The 20,795-nt window shown below is 61.3% G+C and carries 17 protein-coding genes and 1 pseudogene; 14 read left to right on the top strand and 4 right to left on the bottom strand.

What is annotated here, in order from left to right:
- Positions 1-30 precede the first annotated feature (30 nt).
- The 7 genes and pseudogenes from C7T36_RS10050 (at position 31) to C7T36_RS10025 (ending at position 7,199) form a co-directional block, all read left to right on the top strand.
- Positions 31-501, top strand: a complete 471-nt coding sequence (locus C7T36_RS10050) for a DUF350 domain-containing protein (protein WP_033233385.1) — start codon at positions 31-33, stop codon at positions 499-501.
- Positions 501-2,054 carry a polyamine aminopropyltransferase gene (locus tag C7T36_RS10045; RefSeq protein WP_045065045.1) on the top strand — a complete coding sequence of 518 codons (1,554 nt, stop codon included), beginning with the start codon at positions 501-503 and terminating at the stop codon, positions 2,052-2,054. The genes C7T36_RS10050 and C7T36_RS10045 overlap by 1 nt, the downstream gene beginning before the upstream one ends.
- 18 nt (positions 2,055-2,072) lie before the next feature.
- The gene (locus C7T36_RS10040; RefSeq protein ID WP_045065041.1) at positions 2,073-2,738 is read left to right on the top strand and encodes a GAP family protein; all 666 of its coding nucleotides are present in this window, start codon (positions 2,073-2,075) and stop codon (positions 2,736-2,738) included.
- Between the two features lie 44 nt (positions 2,739-2,782).
- Positions 2,783-4,627: an SEC-C metal-binding domain-containing protein gene (locus tag C7T36_RS10035; protein WP_084702657.1), complete on the top strand. Its 1,845-nt coding sequence runs from the start codon at positions 2,783-2,785 to the stop codon at positions 4,625-4,627.
- Positions 4,628-4,689: 62 nt separating this feature from the next.
- Positions 4,690-6,618: an SEC-C domain-containing protein gene (locus tag C7T36_RS10030; RefSeq protein ID WP_230590083.1), complete on the top strand. Its 1,929-nt coding sequence runs from the start codon at positions 4,690-4,692 to the stop codon at positions 6,616-6,618.
- Positions 6,619-6,676: 58 nt separating this feature from the next.
- Positions 6,677-6,811, top strand: coding sequence for a hypothetical protein (locus tag C7T36_RS30505; RefSeq protein ID WP_255285234.1), 135 nt, complete (start codon positions 6,677-6,679; stop codon positions 6,809-6,811).
- Positions 6,808-7,199: pseudogene (locus C7T36_RS10025) on the top strand (type II toxin-antitoxin system death-on-curing family toxin). Before C7T36_RS30505 ends, C7T36_RS10025 begins: the two are co-directional and overlap by 4 nt.
- 26 nt (positions 7,200-7,225) lie before the next feature.
- Here the strand turns inward: C7T36_RS10025 and C7T36_RS10020 are convergent.
- Positions 7,226-8,656, bottom strand: a complete 1,431-nt coding sequence (locus C7T36_RS10020; protein WP_045065038.1) for an aldehyde dehydrogenase family protein — start codon at positions 8,654-8,656, stop codon at positions 7,226-7,228.
- Positions 8,657-8,766: 110 nt separating this feature from the next.
- Here C7T36_RS10020 and C7T36_RS10015 point away from each other — a divergent pair, with 110 nt between their 5' ends.
- On the top strand, positions 8,767-9,564 hold the full coding sequence (locus tag C7T36_RS10015; protein ID WP_045065036.1) for an enoyl-CoA hydratase: 798 nt from the start codon (positions 8,767-8,769) through the stop codon (positions 9,562-9,564).
- Positions 9,565-9,609: 45 nt separating this feature from the next.
- Entirely contained in the window at positions 9,610-11,130 is a 1,521-nt protein-coding gene (locus C7T36_RS10010) for an acyl-CoA synthetase (protein ID WP_045065034.1), read from the top strand.
- Here the strand turns inward: C7T36_RS10010 and C7T36_RS10005 are convergent.
- Positions 11,127-12,494, bottom strand: a complete 1,368-nt coding sequence (locus C7T36_RS10005; RefSeq protein WP_045065033.1) for an amidohydrolase family protein — start codon at positions 12,492-12,494, stop codon at positions 11,127-11,129. The two genes, C7T36_RS10010 and C7T36_RS10005, sit on opposite strands and share 4 nt — an antisense overlap.
- Positions 12,491-13,672, bottom strand: coding sequence for a CoA transferase (locus tag C7T36_RS10000; protein WP_045065032.1), 1,182 nt, complete (start codon positions 13,670-13,672; stop codon positions 12,491-12,493). Before C7T36_RS10000 ends, C7T36_RS10005 begins: the two co-directional genes overlap by 4 nt.
- Positions 13,673-13,781: 109 nt before the next feature.
- Between C7T36_RS10000 and C7T36_RS09995 the strand changes: the two genes are divergently transcribed.
- The 4 genes from C7T36_RS09995 to C7T36_RS09980 all read left to right on the top strand — a co-directional run bounded on the left by C7T36_RS09995 (position 13,782) and on the right by C7T36_RS09980 (position 18,126).
- Positions 13,782-14,846 carry an enoyl-CoA hydratase/isomerase family protein gene (locus tag C7T36_RS09995; protein ID WP_045066721.1) on the top strand — a complete coding sequence of 355 codons (1,065 nt, stop codon included), beginning with the start codon at positions 13,782-13,784 and terminating at the stop codon, positions 14,844-14,846.
- 106 nt (positions 14,847-14,952) lie between these two features.
- A complete protein-coding gene (locus tag C7T36_RS09990) occupies positions 14,953-16,116 on the top strand; it encodes an acyl-CoA dehydrogenase family protein (protein WP_045066720.1) in 1,164 nt (387 codons plus the stop codon).
- Positions 16,117-16,155: 39 nt separating this feature from the next.
- Entirely contained in the window at positions 16,156-16,896 is a 741-nt protein-coding gene (gene fabG / locus C7T36_RS09985) for a 3-oxoacyl-ACP reductase FabG (RefSeq protein ID WP_033233311.1), read from the top strand.
- A gap of 21 nt (positions 16,897-16,917) precedes the next feature.
- Positions 16,918-18,126, top strand: a complete 1,209-nt coding sequence (locus C7T36_RS09980) for a CaiB/BaiF CoA transferase family protein (protein WP_371851327.1) — start codon at positions 16,918-16,920, stop codon at positions 18,124-18,126.
- Between the two features lie 12 nt (positions 18,127-18,138).
- Here C7T36_RS09980 and C7T36_RS09975 read toward each other — a convergent pair whose 3' ends face one another.
- On the bottom strand, positions 18,139-19,359 hold the full coding sequence (locus tag C7T36_RS09975; RefSeq protein WP_045065029.1) for an acetyl-CoA C-acetyltransferase: 1,221 nt from the start codon (positions 19,357-19,359) through the stop codon (positions 18,139-18,141).
- A gap of 223 nt (positions 19,360-19,582) precedes the next feature.
- On the opposite strand from C7T36_RS09975, the gene C7T36_RS09970 reads away from it, so the two are divergent.
- The gene (locus C7T36_RS09970) at positions 19,583-20,773 is read left to right on the top strand and encodes an acyl-CoA dehydrogenase family protein (RefSeq protein ID WP_045065026.1); all 1,191 of its coding nucleotides are present in this window, start codon (positions 19,583-19,585) and stop codon (positions 20,771-20,773) included.
- Positions 20,774-20,795 lie beyond the last annotated feature (22 nt).

Genomic DNA, 20,795 nt, shown 5'->3' with positions numbered 1-20,795 from the left:
TGACAATCGGACCAAACTCAGGAGAGCTTCGTGAACGCCAACCTTGCTGCTGAAACTGTGGAAATCGGCACTGTTGACCCAGCTCTGCTGGTCGGTGGTGTTCTGGGGACGCTGGCGTACTTCGTAGTCGGAGTTGCAGTTCTGGCCACCGGATTTCTGGTTCTCGATCTTATGACGCCGGGCAATCTCCGCCACCAGGTGTACGTCGACAAGAATCCGAATGCGGCAATTCTTCTGGGTGCCAACCATCTGGCGCTTGCCATTATCGTCGTGACCGCCATTCTCACCAGTTCCGACGGATTTGCCCAGGGACTTGCGGATTCAGCCGTGTACGGTCTGTTCGCAATTGTTCTCCAGGCCATTGCGCTGCGACTGATGAATGCATTCCTGCCGGGTAAGTTGGTTGCGCTGGTACAGGATCCGAAGATGTGCGGTGCGGCCTGGGCGGTGGGCGTGACCCTGCTGTCCATCGGCTTGGTGAACGCCGCTGCTCTCACCTGATGACTGTCACCGATTCACACGCTGTGCTCACTGCTCGGGCGCGGGTGCTGCTCCTTGCCGCCGTCGCTGCCTGCGCTGCCTGCGGACTGATCTACGAGTTGGCACTGCTCACTCTGTCGGTCAGTCTCACCGGCGGCGGAATCACACAGACGTCACTGATTGTCGCCGGATTCGTTGCGGCGCTCGGTATCGGTGCCCTCGCCGCCAAACCGTTGTTGGGGCACGCGGCTATTTCCTTTGTCACAGTGGAGATTCTGCTCGGCATCATCGGGGGATTCAGCGCGGTCACGCTCTACGTCACCTTCACGTTCTTTGGTTCCAGCGGGGCAGTTCTTGTTGCTGCCACGGCACTGATCGGCATTCTCGTGGGTGCGGAAGTGCCACTGCTGATGACGTTGCTGCAATCCGGACGCACCGACAACGACGCACAAAGTGCCGGAAAAGTGCTCGCCAATCTGAATGCAGCGGACTACTTGGGTGCGCTGATCGGCGGGTTGCTCTGGCCGTTTGTCTTGTTGCCGTGGGTCGGGATGATCCGGGGCGCAGCAATTACCGGCATGATCAACCTCGTCGCTGCGGCAGTCGTTGCCTTGATTCTGCTGCGGTGGCAGCTCAGCTTGCGCGCCCGACTGATTGCCGTCGTGGCAATGTTGTTGGCCGCGAGCCTGATCGGATGGTTGTTGATCGCCGCTTCCGACATCGAAACCACGGCCCGTCAGCGCTTGTACACCGACCCTGTGGTCGCGGCATCGCGATCGCAGTATCAAGAAATTGTTGTCACGGAACGTAAGAACGACGTCCGGCTCTTCCTCGACGGAGATCTCCAATTCTCGAGCGTCGACGAGCACCGCTACACGGAGTCTCTGGTGTATCCGGCGCTCTCGAACAATCCGCAACGGGTACTGATCTTGGGCGGCGGAGACGGACTTGCGGCACGGGAAGTGTTGCGGATGCCCAGCGTTCAGGAAATTGTGCAGGTGGAGCTCGATCCTGCCGTCATCGAACTGGCGAACACCCGACTGCGATCGTTGAACGGCGGCGCACTCGAAGACTCACGCGTACACGTTGTGCTCGATGATGCTTTTCGGTGGTTGCGCGAGGCGCCTCAACCCGGATTCGACTCGGTGATCGTCGATCTGCCCGATCCTGATACCCCGGCATTGGGCAGGCTCTATTCGATGGAGTTCTACGGTTTGGCCGCGGCAGCGCTCAATCCGGGCGGATTGATGGTCGTCCAGTCGGGCAGTCCCTATTCGACGCCCGATGCCTATTGGCGAACAGTGTCTACGGTATCCGCAGTTGGTTTGGGGGTCTCCCCGTACCACGTGTTCGTTCCCAGTTTTGGTGACTGGGGATACGTACTTGCTCAGTCCGGGGGAGTGCCACCGGAATTGCGTCTGCCTGAAAGCGCTCCGGAATTACGCTTCCTCGACGGACCTACTTTGGCGTCGGCTTCCGTCTTCCCGCGGGACCGTCCGCGCCGCGACATGGAACCGTCGACGCTCGACCAGCCTCGGATAGTAGATGATATGCGCAAGGGCTATGAGCGCTAACTAACCGAGAGGACCCACGTGCTTGATGCGCTAGGTCAATCATTGCCCGTTGCAGTCGGCTTGGCGATTGTGTCCGTGCCGATGGCAGTTGTGGTTCTCATGCTGGTCACTGCAGACGCACGACGCTCGGTTGCAGCCTTCATTCTCGGCTGGGTCGTGGGCATCGGAGCTGTGGTGGCACTGACTATCGCTTTTGTCGACACCGCCGTACCCGAATCCGAGACCACGCGGTGGGCAAGTGTCGTCCGGATAGTGCTGGGGTTAGCCTTGTTCGCGCTCGCATTCAGACAATGGCGATCCCGGCCACGGGGCGACGCAGAAGCCACTCAGCCGAAGTGGATGTCGAGTGTCAGTTCGCTCAGCCCGCTGAAATCCCTGGGGATCGCGTTGCTCTCAGCGGCCAATCCCAAGAATGCTGCACTGGCCGTCGCGGGAGGCGCGGCCATAGCCGCCGGAACCTACGTTGTGGCTGAGCAAGCCATCGCCGCTGTTGTGTTCACGATTGTTGCGAGCGCCGCAGTCGCCGCACCGGTTGTGGTCAACCTCGTATTCGGCGAGCGTGCCGCGTCGATGCTTGACTCGGCAAAATCGTGGATGGCCGCCAACAACGCCGTCATGATGATGGTGATCCTGGCTCTGCTCGGCGCGATGGTGTTGGGTGAAGGGGTCAGTGGACTCGGCTAGTCGAGGCAGATTGGCGAGCCTGCGCGCTCGCCTACTATTGGGTGGTGAACGAAGTCGACGACAATGCCCTCGCTACTGCTGCGATGACCGCTCTGCGTGAGCGCGGTCCGCTCAGTCTCGAAGAATGGGCGCAGTGTGTCAGTGAGTTCGGCTCGCCGTCCGACATTGCCGAAGTGCTCGAGTACCTTGATGATCCGATGATCGGGTACCTCCCCGGCGGCAAGTATGTCGCTCTGGACGAGCTGCTCGAAGGGTTGGTGTTCACGCACAGGCTCAGCGAAATCGAGATCGCGTCGGAGGTGCTCGAGGCGACGCCTGACCTCGAACCGGTGTTGCGTTTCGCGTCGAGTATCGACGGCGAAGTTCGGGTTGTCGAGGCAGAGTTCGAACAAGACTTGTTGCGAGAGCGCGGAATCGACGCTGCTTTCAGTCGCCGTGTTGTTGCCTTGCCCCGCGGGACTTTGGCCAACTTCGCAGCTGGTGATCTGATCGCGATTGCCATCGAAGACGGTGAACTGACGGTGTGGCAGGCGGATGTCGAAGACGAGCCGGATCTGGCGCCGGCACTCGAGAAGATATTCGCCGAAAACGGTGTGGAAGCGCTCGAGGCGGTGGGTTGGCAACTTGCTGTCGACGACTCGTCGTTGTTCACTGTTCCCAGCACTCCGTTGGGCGAGATGTTTGCCGCGGCAGGATACGAGCATCAACGAGAACTCCTTGCACGCAATGGATTCGACTTCGCTGCTTACGCAGTTCAGATTCAGACCGCAGAGATTGCGTCGACCTACGATCTCACGCACGACGAAGCCGTAGCTGTTGTAGCTTTTGTCGACCTGGCTCAGCGCGGATATGTCGACGCCGAGATCGAGAATCTCGACCTTCGTGACTGGGCACGTCGACATGTCGGTGTTGTTCCTGATTCGTTTGCCGCCCTTGCGGATGCGGGCGCAGCTGTGGCGGCGTTCGATCTGGGATTCCGGAACCAGGACCCCACCGCAGACATGATCCTCGAAGCGCTTGGCGGCGAGCTGGCCGAACGCGGTCCGAAGGCCGTCAAGCCGGCGGCACACTGGTTGGCAGGTAAGGCGGCTGATCGTCTCGGACGCGTTCTCGACGCGGAAGCGCACTACGAGAAGGCATTGGAATGGGAAGCTGACTGGGGTCCGGCACTTTTCGAATTGGCTCAGTTCGCCGCAGACCGGAGCGACGCGACCCGAGCACTGTCTTTGCTGGGCAGGATCGACGGTGGATCCGAGGAAACCCTGTACGAAGTACTGCAGGAGTTCATTCCGGTAGAGCATCCCGAGCTGGGACGAAACGACAAGTGCTGGTGTGGATCCGGCCGAAAATACAAGGTTTGCCATCTGGGGAAGGTCGACGAGTCGGTTCGAGAAGACGGCCGCTGGCTCTACAGGAAGGCGTGCATGTTCGCGTTTTCCTCCGAATTTGCCGACATGGTGGTTCAGTTCGACGATCTTGTCGCCGCCGGCAGCGATGACGACGATCGGAGTATCTTCGACGGGCCGGCCTTGGACATCGCGCTGTTCGAGGGTGGAATCTTCGCGCAGTTCGTCACCCGCCGCGGAAATTTACTCACCGAACATGAGGTGGCGACGGCACGTCAATGGCTCGATGTCGAGCGTTCCGTGTTCGAGGTGACCGAGATGAACACGCTGCTGGATCGCCGGACCGGCGACACCGTGACTGTCAGTGGTGCCGCCGATCTCGAGCCCGGTGATCTGGTGTGTGCTCGCGTTCTGCCTGCAGGTTCGAGCGCCCAGGTTGTCGGCAGCGTCATCGTGTCTTCCGAGTTGCAGGCCGCCAATGTGCTCCAGGTTCTAGGGCGGGATCATCACGATGTCGCCGAGCTGATCAGAGTGCTGAGCTGAGGGCGTCGACGCTGGTCGATGCGGAATACTCGTGCCGGGGCCTACCGGATAAAGTTGGATAGGTGAGCGAACCTATGGACCCCAATGACTTGATCGCCGAAGCTGCGATGGAGTTGTTGCGCGAACATGGCCCCCAGACCGCTGCTGACTGGGGAAACTTGCTGGCTGACGCCGGGCATGGAACGCCGGACGACATGACGGAGTTCGTGGAGTACGTCGAGGATCCGCTGTTGGGCTATCTGACCGGGGCCCGCTACGCCGCGCTCGACACACTGTTCGAGCACCGGATACTCACGCATCGCCTCACCGACGCCGAGATCAGCTCTGGCGTTCTCGACGCAAACCCCGATCTCATGGTCTTGCGTGTTTTTCTCGACAGCTTCGATGACACCGAGGATCGGGAGATTCGCGTCGTACATCGTGGGCTCGACGACGCCGCCCTCGCCGAACGCGGAATCGACGACCCGACGTTCCCGGCTGACGAAGGTTTTCTGCTTGCCCCCGACGCATTGTCGGAATGCGCGGCAGGCGATCTGATCGGGCTGTTTGTCGCAGATCGTGAGTTGACGCTCTGTACCGTTGCCGACGTAGTCGATCCGACACTCGGTTTTGCGGACGCCCTAGCGAACATCCTCACCGATACCGGCGCTGAAACACTCGACGCGATTGTCTGGCAGTTGATGCTCGAGGAGCCGACACTGTTCCGTCAGCCCGCCGCTCCGCTGGGGGAACTGCTCGAATCGGCCGGCTATGTTCGCGACGGCGATTACGTCGCGATCGAAGGGTTCGATTTCGAGGCGTTCCATTTGGCGAACCGCGCGCGGATGCTCGAGATTCGCGACAACCTGCACCCCGACGAGGCAGCTGCGGTTATCGCGCTGGTCGATCTGGTGTCGGCTGCGCATCTCGAATTCCCGGAAGACACGTCGGAAATCGGCGACTGGGCGCGTGCGCAGATCACGGAGAACCCGCAGATCTATGTGGCCGTTGCCGAACCGCCGGCAGCTGCTGCGGCGCTTGAATTGTTGTCCGAACTCGACGACCACGACGAGATCCTGCACGCGGTGGCTACGGCGCTGGCTGACAAGGGGCCGCGCCGGGTAAAGCCCGCCGCGTACTGGCTCGCAGGTAAGGCAGCTGATCGTCTCGGCAAGGTCATTGTGGCCGAGGCCTACTACGAGAGCGCGCTCGATCGCGATCCTGATTGGGTACCGGCGATTTTCGAGCTTGCGTTGCTCGCGGCGGATCGGAGCGACGCAACGCGGGCGCTTGCGTTGTTGGGTCGGATCGAAGGCGGAGAGTCGGAGATTCTGCACGACGTTCTCGCGCGCTATGCGCCGGCCGAACATCCCGAGCTGGGCCGTAATGACAAGTGCTGGTGTGGATCCGGACGCAAGTACAAGGTCTGCCATCTGGGTAAGTCGGAGATCACCTTCGACGACCGGGCAAATTGGTTGTACATCAAGGCGCAACTCTTCTCCCGCAGTCCCGAGTACTTCGATGTTGTCTTCGACCTCGCCGAGGTTCGCGCCCAGCATTGGGATGACGACGACGCGTTGACTCGTGCGCTCGAGGGTGGATTGGCTGTCGACACAGCACTTTTCGACAGCAACATCTTCGGAGTGTTTGTCGAGCGACGCGGTGAACTGCTGCCGGCCGACGAACTGGAACTGGCGCAGCAGTGGTTGCAGGTACCGCAGTCGGTGTACGAGGTTGCGTCGACGGTGCCGGGTACATCGCTGACGTTGCGCGATGTCCGAACCGACGTGGCGTACGACGTCGCCGACGAGTGGGGAAGCCTGAACCTCGAAGCTGGTTCGTTGGTCTGTGCGCGGGTGTTGCCCGCCGGCAGCGCTATGCGAACCTTCGGGGGAATCGAACCGATCGCTGCTGCCGACAAGGACGGACTGATTGCCTTGCTCGATTCGCCGGACACGGAGCCATGGCAGTTGGTCGAGTTTTTGAGCGCTCGGTTCGCTGCACTTCGGTAGCGCTTAACTGGTAACTTTGCCGCTTTCGGTGCTGGTATCAGAGCGGCATCATTCGAATATGAGCAAGCAGGAAGCCGTGATCAGGGCAATTGCTGATCGAGCGGCACGTCTGTGTCAAGATACCGAAGTTCGACGAGCTGCCCGCGCCGCCATTTCCGAGTACGGCCCGTTGCTCGACCGTCTCTCACAGTGATTCGGTATCTGACGGTCGACGATCTTTTAGTGCTTTGTGATGAGCTCGGCGGTCTGCAGGTTCGGGATGTCGGCTTGCTCGAATCAGCCGCGCATCGACCGAGTGCAACGGTCTTCGGTGACGAGGCTTATCCGGACATTCATGTCAAAGCAGCTGCGCTGCTGCAGTCCCTCGTCCGGAATCATGCATTGGTCGACGGAACAAGCGATTGTCGTGGGTTGCTGCTTTTGTCTTCTATTCGATCAACGGGCTACATCTCGATGCGCCCGAAGATGATGCGTACGACGTGGTTATCGACGCAGCGACTGGTGTCGCCGACATAGCGCAGATCGCGCCTCTGCTCGGCAGTTGGGCTGCGCCCGTGCGCCTTTCCGGTCGCGGCGACTAGCGGAAAGGCGCACAGGGGCTGTGCCCCTAAGGTGTGACCTGAGCGAGCATCATCTGCTCGAAGCTGTCACCGTACGGCGGCAACATGCCCCACTCGCCGCGCGGATCATGTTCTGCCGCTTCGAGAACCGTACGTGCGTGGCTGAACTCGAGGAATCCTTCGCGGCCGTGGTAGTGGCCGATTCCGGACGCGCCGACGCCGCCGAACGGTGCGTCGGAGAGACCTGGGTGCGCCATCGCGTCGTTGATCGTGACGCCACCGGAATTGGTGCGCTCGAGCACCGATTCCTTCTCGTCGAGATCGGTACCGAAGTAGTACAGAGCCAAGGGCTTCGGGCGCGAGTTGATATCGGCGACAACGGCATCCATCTCGTCGTAAGGCAAGATCACGACGGCCGGCCCGAAGATTTCTTCCTTCATGATCTCGGCATCGGCCGGAGGATCGACGACCATCCGCAGTGGGCGTCGACGCGTGTCGGCCGAAAGTTCTTCGTCGGGAACGGTAATGATGCGTGCCCCACGATCCGCGGCATCGGCGATGTATCCCTCGATGCGGGCGAGATGGCGGTCGTTGACGATGGAGACCATGTCGGTGTTGTCGGCAACGGTGGGGAAGAGGCCGGTGAACGAATTTGCGAACGCGGTGATGAAGCGTTCGATGCCTTCACGCGGAACGTAGATCAGGTCGGGGGAGACGCAGAGCTGACCGCCGTTGGTGGACTTAGCAATAGCCAGTCGGTGTGCAGCTTCGGCGAAGTCTGCGCTCTTGCCCAGGACGCTCGGCGACTTTCCGCCCAGTTCGAGGGTGACCGGCACGAGGTTCTTCGCGGCGTTTGCCATCACGAGCTTGCCGACGGACGTGCTTCCGGTGAAGACCAAGTGGTCGAAGGGCAGTGACGTGAGGTTGTCGGCGACATCGGGTCCGCCTGTGACAACGGCGATTTCGAGTGGATCGAGGGTGCGCGCCGCGGCGTCGGCCAGGACGGCAGCGGTATGCGGCACGATTTCTGAGGGCTTCAGTACGGCACGGTTACCGGCACCGAGTGCGCAGGCGAGGGGGCTCAAGAGTGTGAAGAGGGGTGCGTTCCAGGTGCCGATGATGCCGATGGAACCCTTGGGCTGGTACGCGACGTAAGCCTTGGCGCCCAGCTGATCCTGGACGGCGCCGGTGGAGCGCGGAGAGCGAACCATCCAGTCTTCGAGGGAATCTCGGACGTGCTTGAGTGAAACCATCGATCCGAGAACGTCATTCATGACCGAGTAGGCCGGGAGGCGTCCACCGAAGTCTTCGTTCATGGCTTCGGTCAGATCTTTGTGGTTCGCCACGAGCAGGTCGATCACCTGTTGAATGCGCCGGCGACGTTCCTCTGCAGTCGGCGCTCCCGCGGCGCGGGTGGCGTCGTGTTGCGCCTGCAGGATCTGCGCAAGGTCGGTGGTGATGATGGCGTCGGTGCTCATGGGCACTCCTCGTAGTGGCGAAGTATTAACTGAAAAGGTATCGACGCTTCGGTACGAGCTGCCCGTTTCGTCTCGTTGACCGGGACGGATTCGATTGGTAGAGAGGACGCATGTCGAAGACGCAGATAAACGAGAGTGCGGTAGCTACATCAGTCGAAGAGTCGACGGGCATCGGATTTCTGACGCTCGATCAGCCGCAGCGGCGCAATCCGCTCTCGGCGCAGACCATGAGCGAGGTGACAGCGGGACTTCGGGAACTCTCCGCCGATCCGCGAGTCCGCATCGTTGTCGTGCGGGCCGAGGGGCCCGTGTTTTCGGCCGGCCACGATCTGACGGAGATGATCGGCCGCACCCTCGATGACGAGCGCGCGATATTCGACGGCTGCACCGAGATGATGGAAACGGTCCAGCAGATCGCCCAGCCGGTGATCGCTGCCGTGCAGGGACCGGCAATCGCGGCAGGATGCCAGTTGGCGGCGTCCTGCGACCTTGTCGTGGCGGCGTCGAATGCTGTCTTCGGTACTCCCGGAGTGAAGATCGGGTTGTTCTGCTCCACACCGATGGTGGCCCTGAGCAGGGCAGTTGGCCGCAAACGGTCGATGCAGATGCTGCTGACGGGCCAAACCATCGATGCTGAGACGGCGGCTGATTGGGGGCTGGTGAACTTCGTGGTCGACCCGGCTGACCTCGACCGGGAAGTGCGCGACTTGGCTGCGAAGATCACGACCGCCAGCCCCCTGACGGTTCGGATCGGTAAGCAGGCGTTCTATCAGCAGATCGATCTGCCCCAGGCGCAGGCGTACGAGGCAATGGCGGAAACGATGGCAACAAACGCCGTGACCTGCGACGCTCAGGAAGGTATGCAGGCGTTTGTGGAGAAGCGGGCGCCGGAGTGGCAGAACAAATGAACTACACCCTTTCGGATTAGTTGGACGTCCGATAATCTATCGTTCATGAGCCTGGACCCGCGTACCAACACCATCGACGGAGTGCTTCGGCGCTCGGCAGCCAAGTACCCCGATCGGGTGGCCATTGTTTTCGAAGATCGCTCGCGCACCTATCGAGAACTCGACGAGGCGGTAACGCGGGTCGCGGCGCACCTCGTCGACCTCGGCTTGGAGCACGGCGATCGTGTGGCCGCGTACGGAACCAACTCCGACGCATATGTCATCGGGTTCCTCGCGAGTTGTCGGGCAGGATTGGTCCATGTTCCGGTGAATTACGCGCTCAAGGGTGATGAACTGCGCTACCTGGTTGCGCAGTCCGGCGCTCGGGCCGTTCTGGTGGATCCGGCATTGCTGCCGACGTTGGACTCCGTGCGCGGCGATCTCGATATCGACCACGTTGTGCCGCTGCGGGACGACACGAATTCAGTGGTCGCCATCAGCACGTCGGGTGAGGTCCCGGACTTCGAACCGCGAGCCTCGTCGACCGATCTCGCGCAGTTGCTCTACACGTCGGGAACGACGTCGAAGCCCAAGGGCGCGATGATGACTCACGCCGCTCTGGTCCACGAGTACGTGTCGTCGGTGATCGCGCTCGGGCTCGACAAGGCAGATAACCCCTTGATCTGCATGCCCATGTACCACTCTGCGGGAATGCACGTGTTCATGCTTCCGTACCTGTCTGTCGGCGCGACGGTCAACGTGATGGCGGCACCGGACATCCCGGAGATTCTGCGCCGCATCGAAGCCGACAAGATCGGCTCACTTTTCCTCGCTCCCACCGTCTGGGTGCCGCTGGCCAATCATCCCGATCTCGAGACCCGGGATCTGTCGTCGCTGAAGAAAGCGCAGTACGGTGCGTCGATCATGCCGGTCACCGTGCTGAACCGTCTGCGCGAGCGCTACCCCGACATCGGTTTCTACAACTGCTTCGGACAATCCGAAATCGGCCCGCTGGCAGCAGTTCTGCAGCCGGACGAGCACGCGGATCGGCCGTCGTCGTGCGGTCGGGCAGTGTTCTTCGTGGAAACCCGTGTTGTCGACGCCGAGGGTAACGATGTTGCGGACGGTGTCTCTGGTGAGGTTCTCTACCGTTCACCGCAACTCTGCAATGGCTACTGGGAAAACCCGGAAGCAACCGCAGAAGCCTTCCGCGACGGCTGGTTCCATTCCGGCGACCTCGTCGTGCGTGACAGTGAAGGGTTCATCACCGTCGTCGACCGCATCAAAGACGTCATCAACACGGGCGGGATTCTCGTCGCATCCCGTGAAGTCGAAGACGCCATCTACACGCATCCCGGTGTTGCCGAAGTTGCCGTCATCGGAACACCTGACGAGAAGTGGATCGAAGCGATCACCGCAATCGTTGTTCTCAAGGACGGTCAAGACGCCATGACGCCGGAGGCGTTGATCGCCTACGTGAAGGAAAAGATCGCTCCCTTCAAGGTGCCCAAGCACATTCGATTTGTGGAGGAACTTCCCCGGAATCAAAGTGGGAAGCTGTTGAAGCGGGAACTGCGCACGGTCTAGTAGACCTGCTTGCCGCCGATGATGGTTGCGAGTACTGACGGCAGCTGCGAGCGGGAGATCAGAACCAGATCGCCCGCTGCGCCGACTTCTACCCGGCGCGGTGGGCCGCCTGGATCCCCAGGACGGCCGAGATAGGCGTCCAGTGCGGTGTTGTAGTCGATTGTCTCCGCATCGCCCAGAACAGTGCCCGCGGGTGTCAACCGCGCCTGTGACGCTGCGATAACTGCCCACGGGTCGAGTGGTCCGTACGGTGCGTCGCTCGAAAACGCCACCGGAACAGATGCATCCAGCAAGGATCGGCAACGGTACAAATCCTGGTGGTCGATGGCAGCAACATGTTCGAGGTAGTCGTCACCGCGATCGGCAATGAACCCCGGCTGGGTTACGACAGACAAACCGAGGCGGTTGATCTCGGAAATGGATTCGATCGGAATCAATGCGCCGTGTTCGATCCGGTCACCAGGGATCGTGCCGATTTCGCCGAGTACGGAGAGCAAGATCAGCAGAGCTTCGCGGCTGACACTGTGTGCTGCAATCGCTCGCCCGATGGAGTGTGCGGACTCGATAACGGCGGCAAGCTGTTCGAGATCGGGAAGTCCGGAATCGGCAAGCACGATCTTGTACGGGCCGACGGTTGGTTCCGTCGACGGCAGTGAGACACCCAGTGGCACGCCGAGGAGATGAACCCGTTGGGGTAGTTCGCGCGAAGACATTGCTGCGCAAATGGTTTCGATGCTCTCCGGAGCGAGGTCCGGCGTTGCATCAGTTACCGCAGTGACGCCGAGTCTCGACAGTTCGGTCGCCACATCGCGTAACGGCGGTGGGGCATTTCCCGGAATCTGCGCTCGGAGCCAGGAATCTGCGCGCCACACTCGGCCGGTTGGTTTTCCGGCTGCATCGCGTTCGATACCGGGATGGTCAGCCTGTTCCAATCCGGCTGCAACGACGCCCGCTGTGTTGAGCACCCACATTGCGCCACTGCGATGTTGGATACGAACAGGTCGTGATGCGTGAAGATGATCGAGGGCATCGCGATCGAGATCGCCCGCTACCGATTCGAAGTATCCGACACCTCGCACCCAGCCGTCGGAACCTGGTGAAACCTGTAGTGCGGCAGCTAGTTCTCCGGAATTTCGGACGGCCGGCGGGCCACATTCCACGGAACTGCGTCGGGCAGCCAGCGCATGTAGGTGGATGTGGTGATCACACAGGCCGGGAATGATCTGATTGCCGTCGGCGTCGAGGACGTCCTCGCCGTGGCGAGTCAGTCCGCGGCCGATCTCCGTGATCACGCCGCCCGTGATGCGAATGTCGAGGCTGTGACGGCCACCGACAGAACAATTGGTGATCAGCAGATGGTTCACGGGGCGACGATTCCGAGGCCGCGGAGAACGGCGTGTGTGTCAGAGCCGGAGGTGGACGCACTGCCGACGTACTGGCGTTTCTCCGGAATAGCCACAATGCACGATGGGGGCAACGGAGCATCGGTTCCCTGGGTGAGCGTCGACGCGACGAGGTCGGCCATCGACAGGTCCCAGAGATATCCTGCGCCGGTGGGCGTCTCCGACATGGCGAGGGCGGCTGCCATGAGTCCGCTCAGGGGATCGGCTATCGCGTCGCCGACAAATACGGGCGCACCTGAATTATCTTGTGCAACAAGACCACTTGATGCTGCGATGTCGTCACCGAATCCGATGCGAGCGGAGTTTCTTCCTGCCGCCGTGATGGAGATCCAGGTGGTACCGGATGCGGCCGCAGCTTCTGCATCGAGCCCGAAGCCCGCGAGTGCGCGTGGCCGCGACGCCTCGATAACGATGTCTGCGCGTTCCACGAGCTGCGCCAGCGCCGACCTGTCGGGAGCGGCACTCGGATCGAGGACGACGGACTCGTGCCCGGCATGCAGTAGTTCGTAGAACTCACTGTTACCGCGACGTGCTCCGTCCGGTCGTGTCGGGGTCTCCACCTTGACGACCCGCGCGCCCGCGGCTCCGAGTAGGTGTGAGCACAGAGGACCCGCCCACAGTGCACTGAAGTCGACAACAAGCAGATTCTTGACCGATCGCCGGGTAGTGGGCGCGGGAACTGACGCAGTTGGGCGTGCGACCGGGGCAGCCGCCAACCCGAGTAGGGCTGCGCGCTCGGCCAACTCGACTCCGGGGTGTTCGGCTAACCAGGCACTGACCGCCGGCCAGGGATCATCATCGATCTCCGCGGAGATCAGTGCACCGAGCAGAATCGGGTCGTCCGGTCGGGCACAGGACACGGCTGCCCAGCCGTCCTGTGTAGGGAGGAGGCGGCAACTGCCTCCGAGAGAGATTGAACCGCTGCGGGTGAATCCGGTGAAGGCCGCGCGTTCGGAAAGAAAGCGGGCTCCGTCTTCGTTGCCGTTGATGAATTCACCGAGGTGCCGTGCCAGGGTGGCGGCGTTTCCCGGGGGAATTCTGGGAGATTCGTCGGGCGAGCCGGTGAGTGGCACTATCCCGCTGCCGAGCCAGTCGAGGACGCGGCGGTCCTCGTCCGCGTCGTCGGGCCAGGCAAACATTCTCCGATGTTACACTCCGAAAAGTATTACCGGAAAAGGTATCCCGCGTGCAGAACTGCCGTCGGGTGCAGGAAGCCGAGCAATGATTCGGCGCTCGAGAAGGATGAAGATGGTCAACCAGATGCACGCGCTGTCGCCGCAGGACATTCTCGACGGCAGGATCGATCTTCCACTTCTCGCAGACGGTGGCGCACTTGATAATCCAGTGGTCGTGGTCGACCTGGACGAGGAGTTCTCAGAGGATGAAGCCCGTGCGGTGTCGGCAAAAGTCCTCGGGTCCGACCGTGTTGTTCTCGGGCGGTACACGGGCCGCACACCGGATGCCGCAACAAGAACACTGGCGCGGTCGCTCGACTCGACGGTGTCGACGGTATTGACCGAGAACGTCCGAGAGTTTGTGGGTGTCGAAGATCCCGACGCTGAACTGGCATCTGTCTTCGACCGCTTCCAAGAAAATCCTTATGCATCAGTTGTTGCATCGCAGGTTCTGCGGTTGGGTGAAAACCTGTCGATCCCAGCAGCGCTTGACGTGGAATCCCTGGCCTACTCGACGCTGTTGGGCACTCCGGACTTCAAGCGGTGGCTCACTGGTCGAGGACCACGGCCGCTGCCGCCCCCAGCTCCGCAGGAACCGGTGCTGATCGAGCGTCGAGATGCGTTGTTACACATCACGCTCAACCGCCCGGAACGTCGGAACGCTTACGGGGCGCAGGTGCGTGACGGGCTGGTCGCAGCATTACAGGTCGCCGTGATGGACCCCGGCATCGAGAAGGTGCTGCTCGACGGCGCTGGGCCGTCGTTCTCCGCGGGAGGTGATCTCGACGAGTTCGGCACCACTCCGGATCTGGCGATCGCGCATCTGATTCGAACCCGATCGGGAGCCGCGCGGCTGATGGCGCGCCTGTCCGATCGAATCGAGGTACAGGTTCACGGAAGTTGCGTGGGAGCGGGCATCGAGGTGCCGGCCTTTGCCGCCGATGTGTGTGCGCACCCGGATACGGTGTTCCGCCTGCCTGAGATCTCGATGGGCTTGATTCCGGGAGCGGGTGGCACTGTGTCCATCCCGCGCCGGATCGGGCGTTGGCGCTCCTACCACCTGTTTCTCTCCGGTGCTGCGATCAATACGGAGCGTGCGCTCGACTGGGGCCTGATCGATTCGATAGCGCCGATATAGGCATCGCCTTACCTTCGGTTCGTTTTCAAGTCTTTGACTCATAATGCTCGACCGGATTGACTTCGGAAGACGCATTAACGTGGAACGAGCAAGGTGAGTGGTGGGTATGCAGGTCGACGCGGACGACTTCGCCGATATCTTGGCGACGGCAAGGGAATTCATCCGGAAGGAAGTTGTCCCTCGTGAGCAGGAGATAGCCGATACCGATGCAATTCCGGAGGACATCCGGAAGAAGGCCGCCGATATCGGACTGTTCGGTTACGCCATTCCCCAGGAATGGGGTGGTCTGGGCCTCGACCTCACGCAAGACGTCGAACTCGCGATGGAGTTCGGGTACACGTCGCTTGCTCTGCGCTCGATGTTCGGCACCAACAACGGCATCGCCGGACAGGTACTCGTCGGCTTCGGCACCGATGAGCAGAAGGCGGAATGGCTCGAACGCATCGCGTCGGGTGAGGTAGTCGCGTCCTTCGCACTGACCGAACCGGGCGCGGGATCCAACCCCGCCGGCCTGCGGACCAAGGCAGTCCGCGCCGGGAGCGACTGGGTGATCAACGGCAACAAGCGGTTCATCACCAATGCCCCGACAGCGCAACTGTTTGTCGTGTTCGCACGCACGCGTCCGGCCGACTCCGACGGTCCCGGTATCGCTGTCTTCCTGGTCCCGGCCGATACCGAAGGTGTCACGGTGGGGCCGAAGGACAAGAAGATGGGTCAGGAAGGTGCCTGGACCTCCGAGGTCAGCTTCGACAACGTGCGCGTCCCTGCATCGGCCCTGGTCGGGGGCGACGAAGACACCGGATATCGCGCTGCCATGACTTCCTTGGCACGTGGACGCGTTCATATTGCCGCATTGTCGGTGGGAGCAGCCCAGCGAGCCCTCGACGAATCTGTCGCCTTTGCCACTGTCACGGAACAGGGTGGGACTGTGATCGGTGACTTCCAATTGGTCCAAGCGATGCTCGCAGATCAACAAGTAGGTGTGATGGCCGGTCGGGCAATGGTCCGTGAGGTTGCGGCGCGCTACGTCAGCGGCGAGGACCGTCGACTCGGACCGTCTGCGGCAAAGCTCTACTGCACCGAGATGGTCGGAAACGTAGCTGACCTCGCTGTCCAGATCCACGGTGGCAGCGGGTACATGCGGGGCGTTCCTGTCGAACGGATCTATCGGGAAGTGCGGTTGCTGCGCTTGTACGAGGGAACCAGTGAAATTCAGCGGTTGATACTCGGCGGCGGTCTTGTGTCGCAAGCGAAGAAGCAAGCGAAGTAATACAGCACGTACTTTCTTCAACTGACGAATGGAGTGGACATGGGACTGTTGGACGGCAAGGTGACAGTAGTGACCGGCGGCGCACAGGGTATCGGGTTCGAAATTGCCCGAACCTTTATCAAAGAAGGCGCCACCGTGGTGATCGGCGATATCAACGAGACTGTCGGCGTCGCTGCCGCAGCTGAGCTCGGTGGCGACTCCGTGGCGCGGTTCATCTCGTGCGACGTTCGCCATTCCGACCAGGTCGAGGCAATGCTCGATCTAGCTGAAAGCGCTTTCGGCCCAGTCGATGTCATGGTCAACAATGCCGGCATGACACGTGACGCGACAATGCGGAACATGACGGAGCAGGACTTCGACGACGTGATTGCCGTCCACCTCAAGGGTGCCTGGAACGGAACTCGCGCAGCCGCGGCCCGCATGCGTGAGCGTGAGACGGGATCGATCGTGAACATCTCGTCGATCTCAGGCAAGGTCGGCATGTTGGGTCAGACCAACTACTCGGCCGCCAAAGCCGGAATCGTCGGTCTCACGAAGGCTGCTGCCAAAGAGGTTGCGTTCAAGAATGTTCGGGTCAATGCCGTCCAGCCCGGACTGATTCGCACTGCGATGACCGAAGCGATGCCGGAGCGCGTCTGGAACAGCAAGCTGGCCGAAATTCCGATGGGTCGTGCCGCGGAACCGTCCGAGGTTGCGTCCGTGGTGGTGTTCCTCGCGAGTGATATGTCGAGCTACCTGACCGGTACCGTCCTGGAAATTACGGGCGGGCGCCACATCTGAGGCGCGTGCTTCAATTCAGGAATGGACTCTGACATGGGACAGTCGCATTCGGATCTCCCACTCGACGGGATTACCGTGGTGGCGTTGGAACAGGCCGTTGCGGCGCCGCTCGCCAGTCGGCATCTCGCGGACATGGGTGCTCGCGTGATCAAGATCGAGCGGGTGGGTGAGGGCGACTTCGCTCGTCACTACGACGACGCGGTGCGCGGTCAGGGCTCGCACTTCGTGTGGCTCAATCGTTCCAAGGAATCGATTGCCGTCGACGTCAAGTCGGAGTCCGGCCGTCGAGTCGTGCTCGATCTCATCGCGGAAGCCGACGTCTTCTTGCAGAACCTCGCCCCGGATGCTGCAGATCGACTGGGCTTCGGTGCGGACACGCTCCGAGCAGAGTTCCCTCGGCTCATCGTGATCAACATGTCGGGATACGGCAGCGCCGGACCACGTCGTGAGCGCAAGGCGTACGACATGTTGGTGCAGGCCGAGACCGGAATGATCTCGGTGACCGGAACACCCGAGACGGCTACGAAAACGGGTGTTCCGGTTTCCGACATCGCAGCCGGGATGTACGCGCTGACATCGATACTGGGTGCCTTGTTCCGTCGGGAGAGAACTGGCAAAGGCGCAACGGTCGACGTGTCGATGTTCGACGCGACCGTCGAGTGGCTCGGCCACCCGATGTACATGAAAATGTATGCGGACAAGCAGATTCCGCGAGTCGGGCTCGGGCATGCGGCCATCGTTCCGTACGATTCGTTCCCGACGTCGGATGGTGAGATCCTCATCGGAGTCCAGAATGAGCGCGGATGGCGGACGCTCATGGTTGACGTCTTCGGGCGGGAAGATCTGGTGGATCATCCGCGATATGCCACCAATATCGTCCGGGTCGAGAATCGAGCCGAGGTGGATGAGATGGTCGGATCACTCTCGCGGCTGTATTCGACCGCAGAACTGGATAAGCGTCTGGCCGCTGCCGGTGTGCCCGCAGCAGCGTTGAACGACATGGGCGGATTGCTGAAACACCCTCAGCTGGACGAGCGTTCGCGGTGGCGATCCGTGGGAACAGAAGTTGGGCCCATCGACGCTGTGCTACCCCCGATGACCTTCTCCGACGTGGAAATGAAGATGGGTGATGTGCCCTCCCTTGGTCAGCACACCGAGTCGATTCTGACGGAGTTGGGGCGCACGGCCGATCAGATCGCCGACCTTCACCGAGACGGATCGATCGGATAGCGCCCCAACGTTTTATCGTCGTAGGTTTTCGAAGACCGCGGCGATGCCCTGGCCGCCGCCGATGCACATGGATTCGATTCCGTAGCGGCCCTGGCGACGGTCGAGTTCACGCAGCAGGTTCGCGAGGATTCGTCCGCCGGTAGCGCCGACGGGGTGGCCCAGTGAGATGCCGGAACCGTTGACGTTGAACCGTTCGAGGAGATCCGTCTCGCTCAGACCCCAGGCGCGGGCGCACGCGAGGACCTGAGCGGCGAATGCCTCGTTGACTTCGATCAAATCGATGTCGGAGAGTTGTAGATCGACCCGTGAGAGCGCTTTTGCCACCGCAGAAACGGGGCCGATGCCCATGCGGTTCGGTTCGACGCCGGTGACGCCCCAGCTGACCAGCTTCGCGAAGGGGCGCAATCCAAGTCGTTCGGCATTGGCGGGCGTGGTGACGATGGCCGCCGCGCCGCCGTCGTTCTGCCCGCAGGCATTTCCGGCGGTAACGGTCGCGTCCGGGTCGACGCGGCTACGCAGCGGGCGCAGTGCGGCGAGGTCGGACAGTTGCACATCTCGACGCGGATGCTCGTCCTGGGTAACAACTTTCGCGTCGCCGCGGCGGGATGGGACGGTGACAGGAATGATCTCCTCGTCGAAGTATCCCTTGTCCTGTGCGTTCACGGCACGCTCGTGCGAGCGAAGCGCGTAGCGGTCTTGTTCGTCGCGTGAGATCGCATATTCGCGTCGCAGGTTTTCGGCCGTTTCGATCATGCCGCCTTCGACCGGGAAATTGACGCCTCCCGAGTTGGTGCGGGGTTTGGCCAGGCGGTCGTGGAACTCGACCGAGGGTTTCTTCGTACCCCAACGAATGTCGTTGGAATAGAATTCGACGCCGCTCATGCTTTCGGCACCGCCGGCGATCACCAGATCACTCATGCCGGTCTGAACCTGCATGGCCGCGTAGATGATTGCCTGCAGACCGGATCCGCAACGGCGGTCGAGTTGAATGCCGGGAACCGAGATATCCAGTCCGGCATCGAGTGCTGCGATGCGCCCGATGGCAGCGGCCTCGCCGTTTGCGTAACCCTGACCGAAGACGACGTCGTCGATATCGGCGGACTGGAGTCCGGTCCGCTCGATCAGTCCCCGCATCACGGTGGCCGCAAGCGTGGTTACCGGAACGTCTTTGAAGACCCCGCCGAATCCGCCTACTGGCGTACGAACGGGTTCACAGATGACTGCGTCATACATGGAATGCGCCTGTCGGGAGAGTGTGGACGAGGAAGGTGCGTTTAGAGAAATACGAACGCGCGCCCTCGAATATTCAGCACGCGCGCCGTGGTTGTCAACAGTGGTAGAAGTGCTGCTCGGACATAGTTTTTCCCTAACCATTCGTATGGTTGTCGAACTTTGACACCTTTGCGTTTCGGGGATTGAATGGTCGGAGGATCTCCCTCGAAGAACAGGTGGAACAGTGACGCGTTTGGCGCAGACTGCAGGATTGACCGAGACGCAGAACGACATCATCGGTGCCGTGCGGGAATTCGTCGATCGTGTGGTGATTCCCGCCGCGCAAGAACTTGAGCACACCGACACGTATCCCACGGACATCGTCAAGCAGATGAAGGACATGGGTCTGTTCGGTCTGACGATCGACGAGGAGTTCGGTGGCATCGGAGAATCCCTCCTGACGTACGCACTGTGCGTCGAGGAATTGGCTCGCGGCTGGATGAGCGTGTCCGGCGTCATCAACACCCATTTCATAGTGGCACACATGATTTCGGCGCACGGGACACCGGAGCAGAAGGCGAACTACCTGCCGCGGTTGGCTACCGGGGAGCTCACCGGTGCTTTCTCGATGTCGGAGCCGGCTCTGGGTTCCGACGTTGCTGCCATCTCGACCAAGGCGAAACGCACCGAATCCGGCGACTACGTGGTGAACGGGCAGAAGATGTGGCTGACGAACGGTGGTTCGTCGACTCTGGTGGCTGTGCTCGTGAAGACGGACGAAGGCGCGGAGAAGGCGCACAACAATCTGACGACGTTGCTGATCGAGAAGCCTGCGGGGTTCGGTGAAGTTCTTCCCGGCCTGACCATCCCCGGCAAGATCGAGAAGATGGGCTACAAGGGAATCGACACGACCGAGATGGTCTTCGACGGTTTCGAGATCGGCGCGGACGCGGTTCTCGGTGGCAAGCCCGGCGTCGGGTTTCGGCACATGATGGATGGTGTCGAGGTCGGCCGAGTGAATGTGGCGGCGCGTGCATGCGGTATCGCGCAGCGTGCTTTCGAACTTGCGGTGACGTATGCAAAGCAGCGTGAGACATTCGGTAAGCCGATTGCCGAGCATCAGGCCATCGCGTTCCGTATCGCGGAGATGGGTACCAAAGTCGAAGCGGCCCATCTGATGATGGTGAATGCGGCTCGGCTCAAGGACTCGGGCGAACGAAACGACGTTGCTGCCGGTATGGCGAAGTACCTGGCCAGTGAGTTCTGTGCCGAAGTCACTCAGGACAGTTTCCGTATTCACGGCGGTTACGGGTACTCCAAGGAGTACGAGATCGAGCGCTTGATGCGTGAGGCGCCCTTCCTGCTGATCGGTGAGGGCACCAGCGATATCCAGAAGCAGATCATCAGCAAGGGACTGTTGCGCTCGTATAACTGAACCGCGTAGTGGCGTGCGTCGT

Origin of the sequence: Rhodococcus sp. AD45-ID (assembly GCF_003023755.1) — a bacterium.
In the GTDB taxonomy this organism is placed as follows: domain Bacteria; phylum Actinomycetota; class Actinomycetes; order Mycobacteriales; family Mycobacteriaceae; genus Rhodococcus_F; species Rhodococcus_F globerula.
The sequence above is the reverse complement of the archived record's forward strand: the minus strand, read 5'-3'. Positions and strand labels throughout refer to the sequence as shown.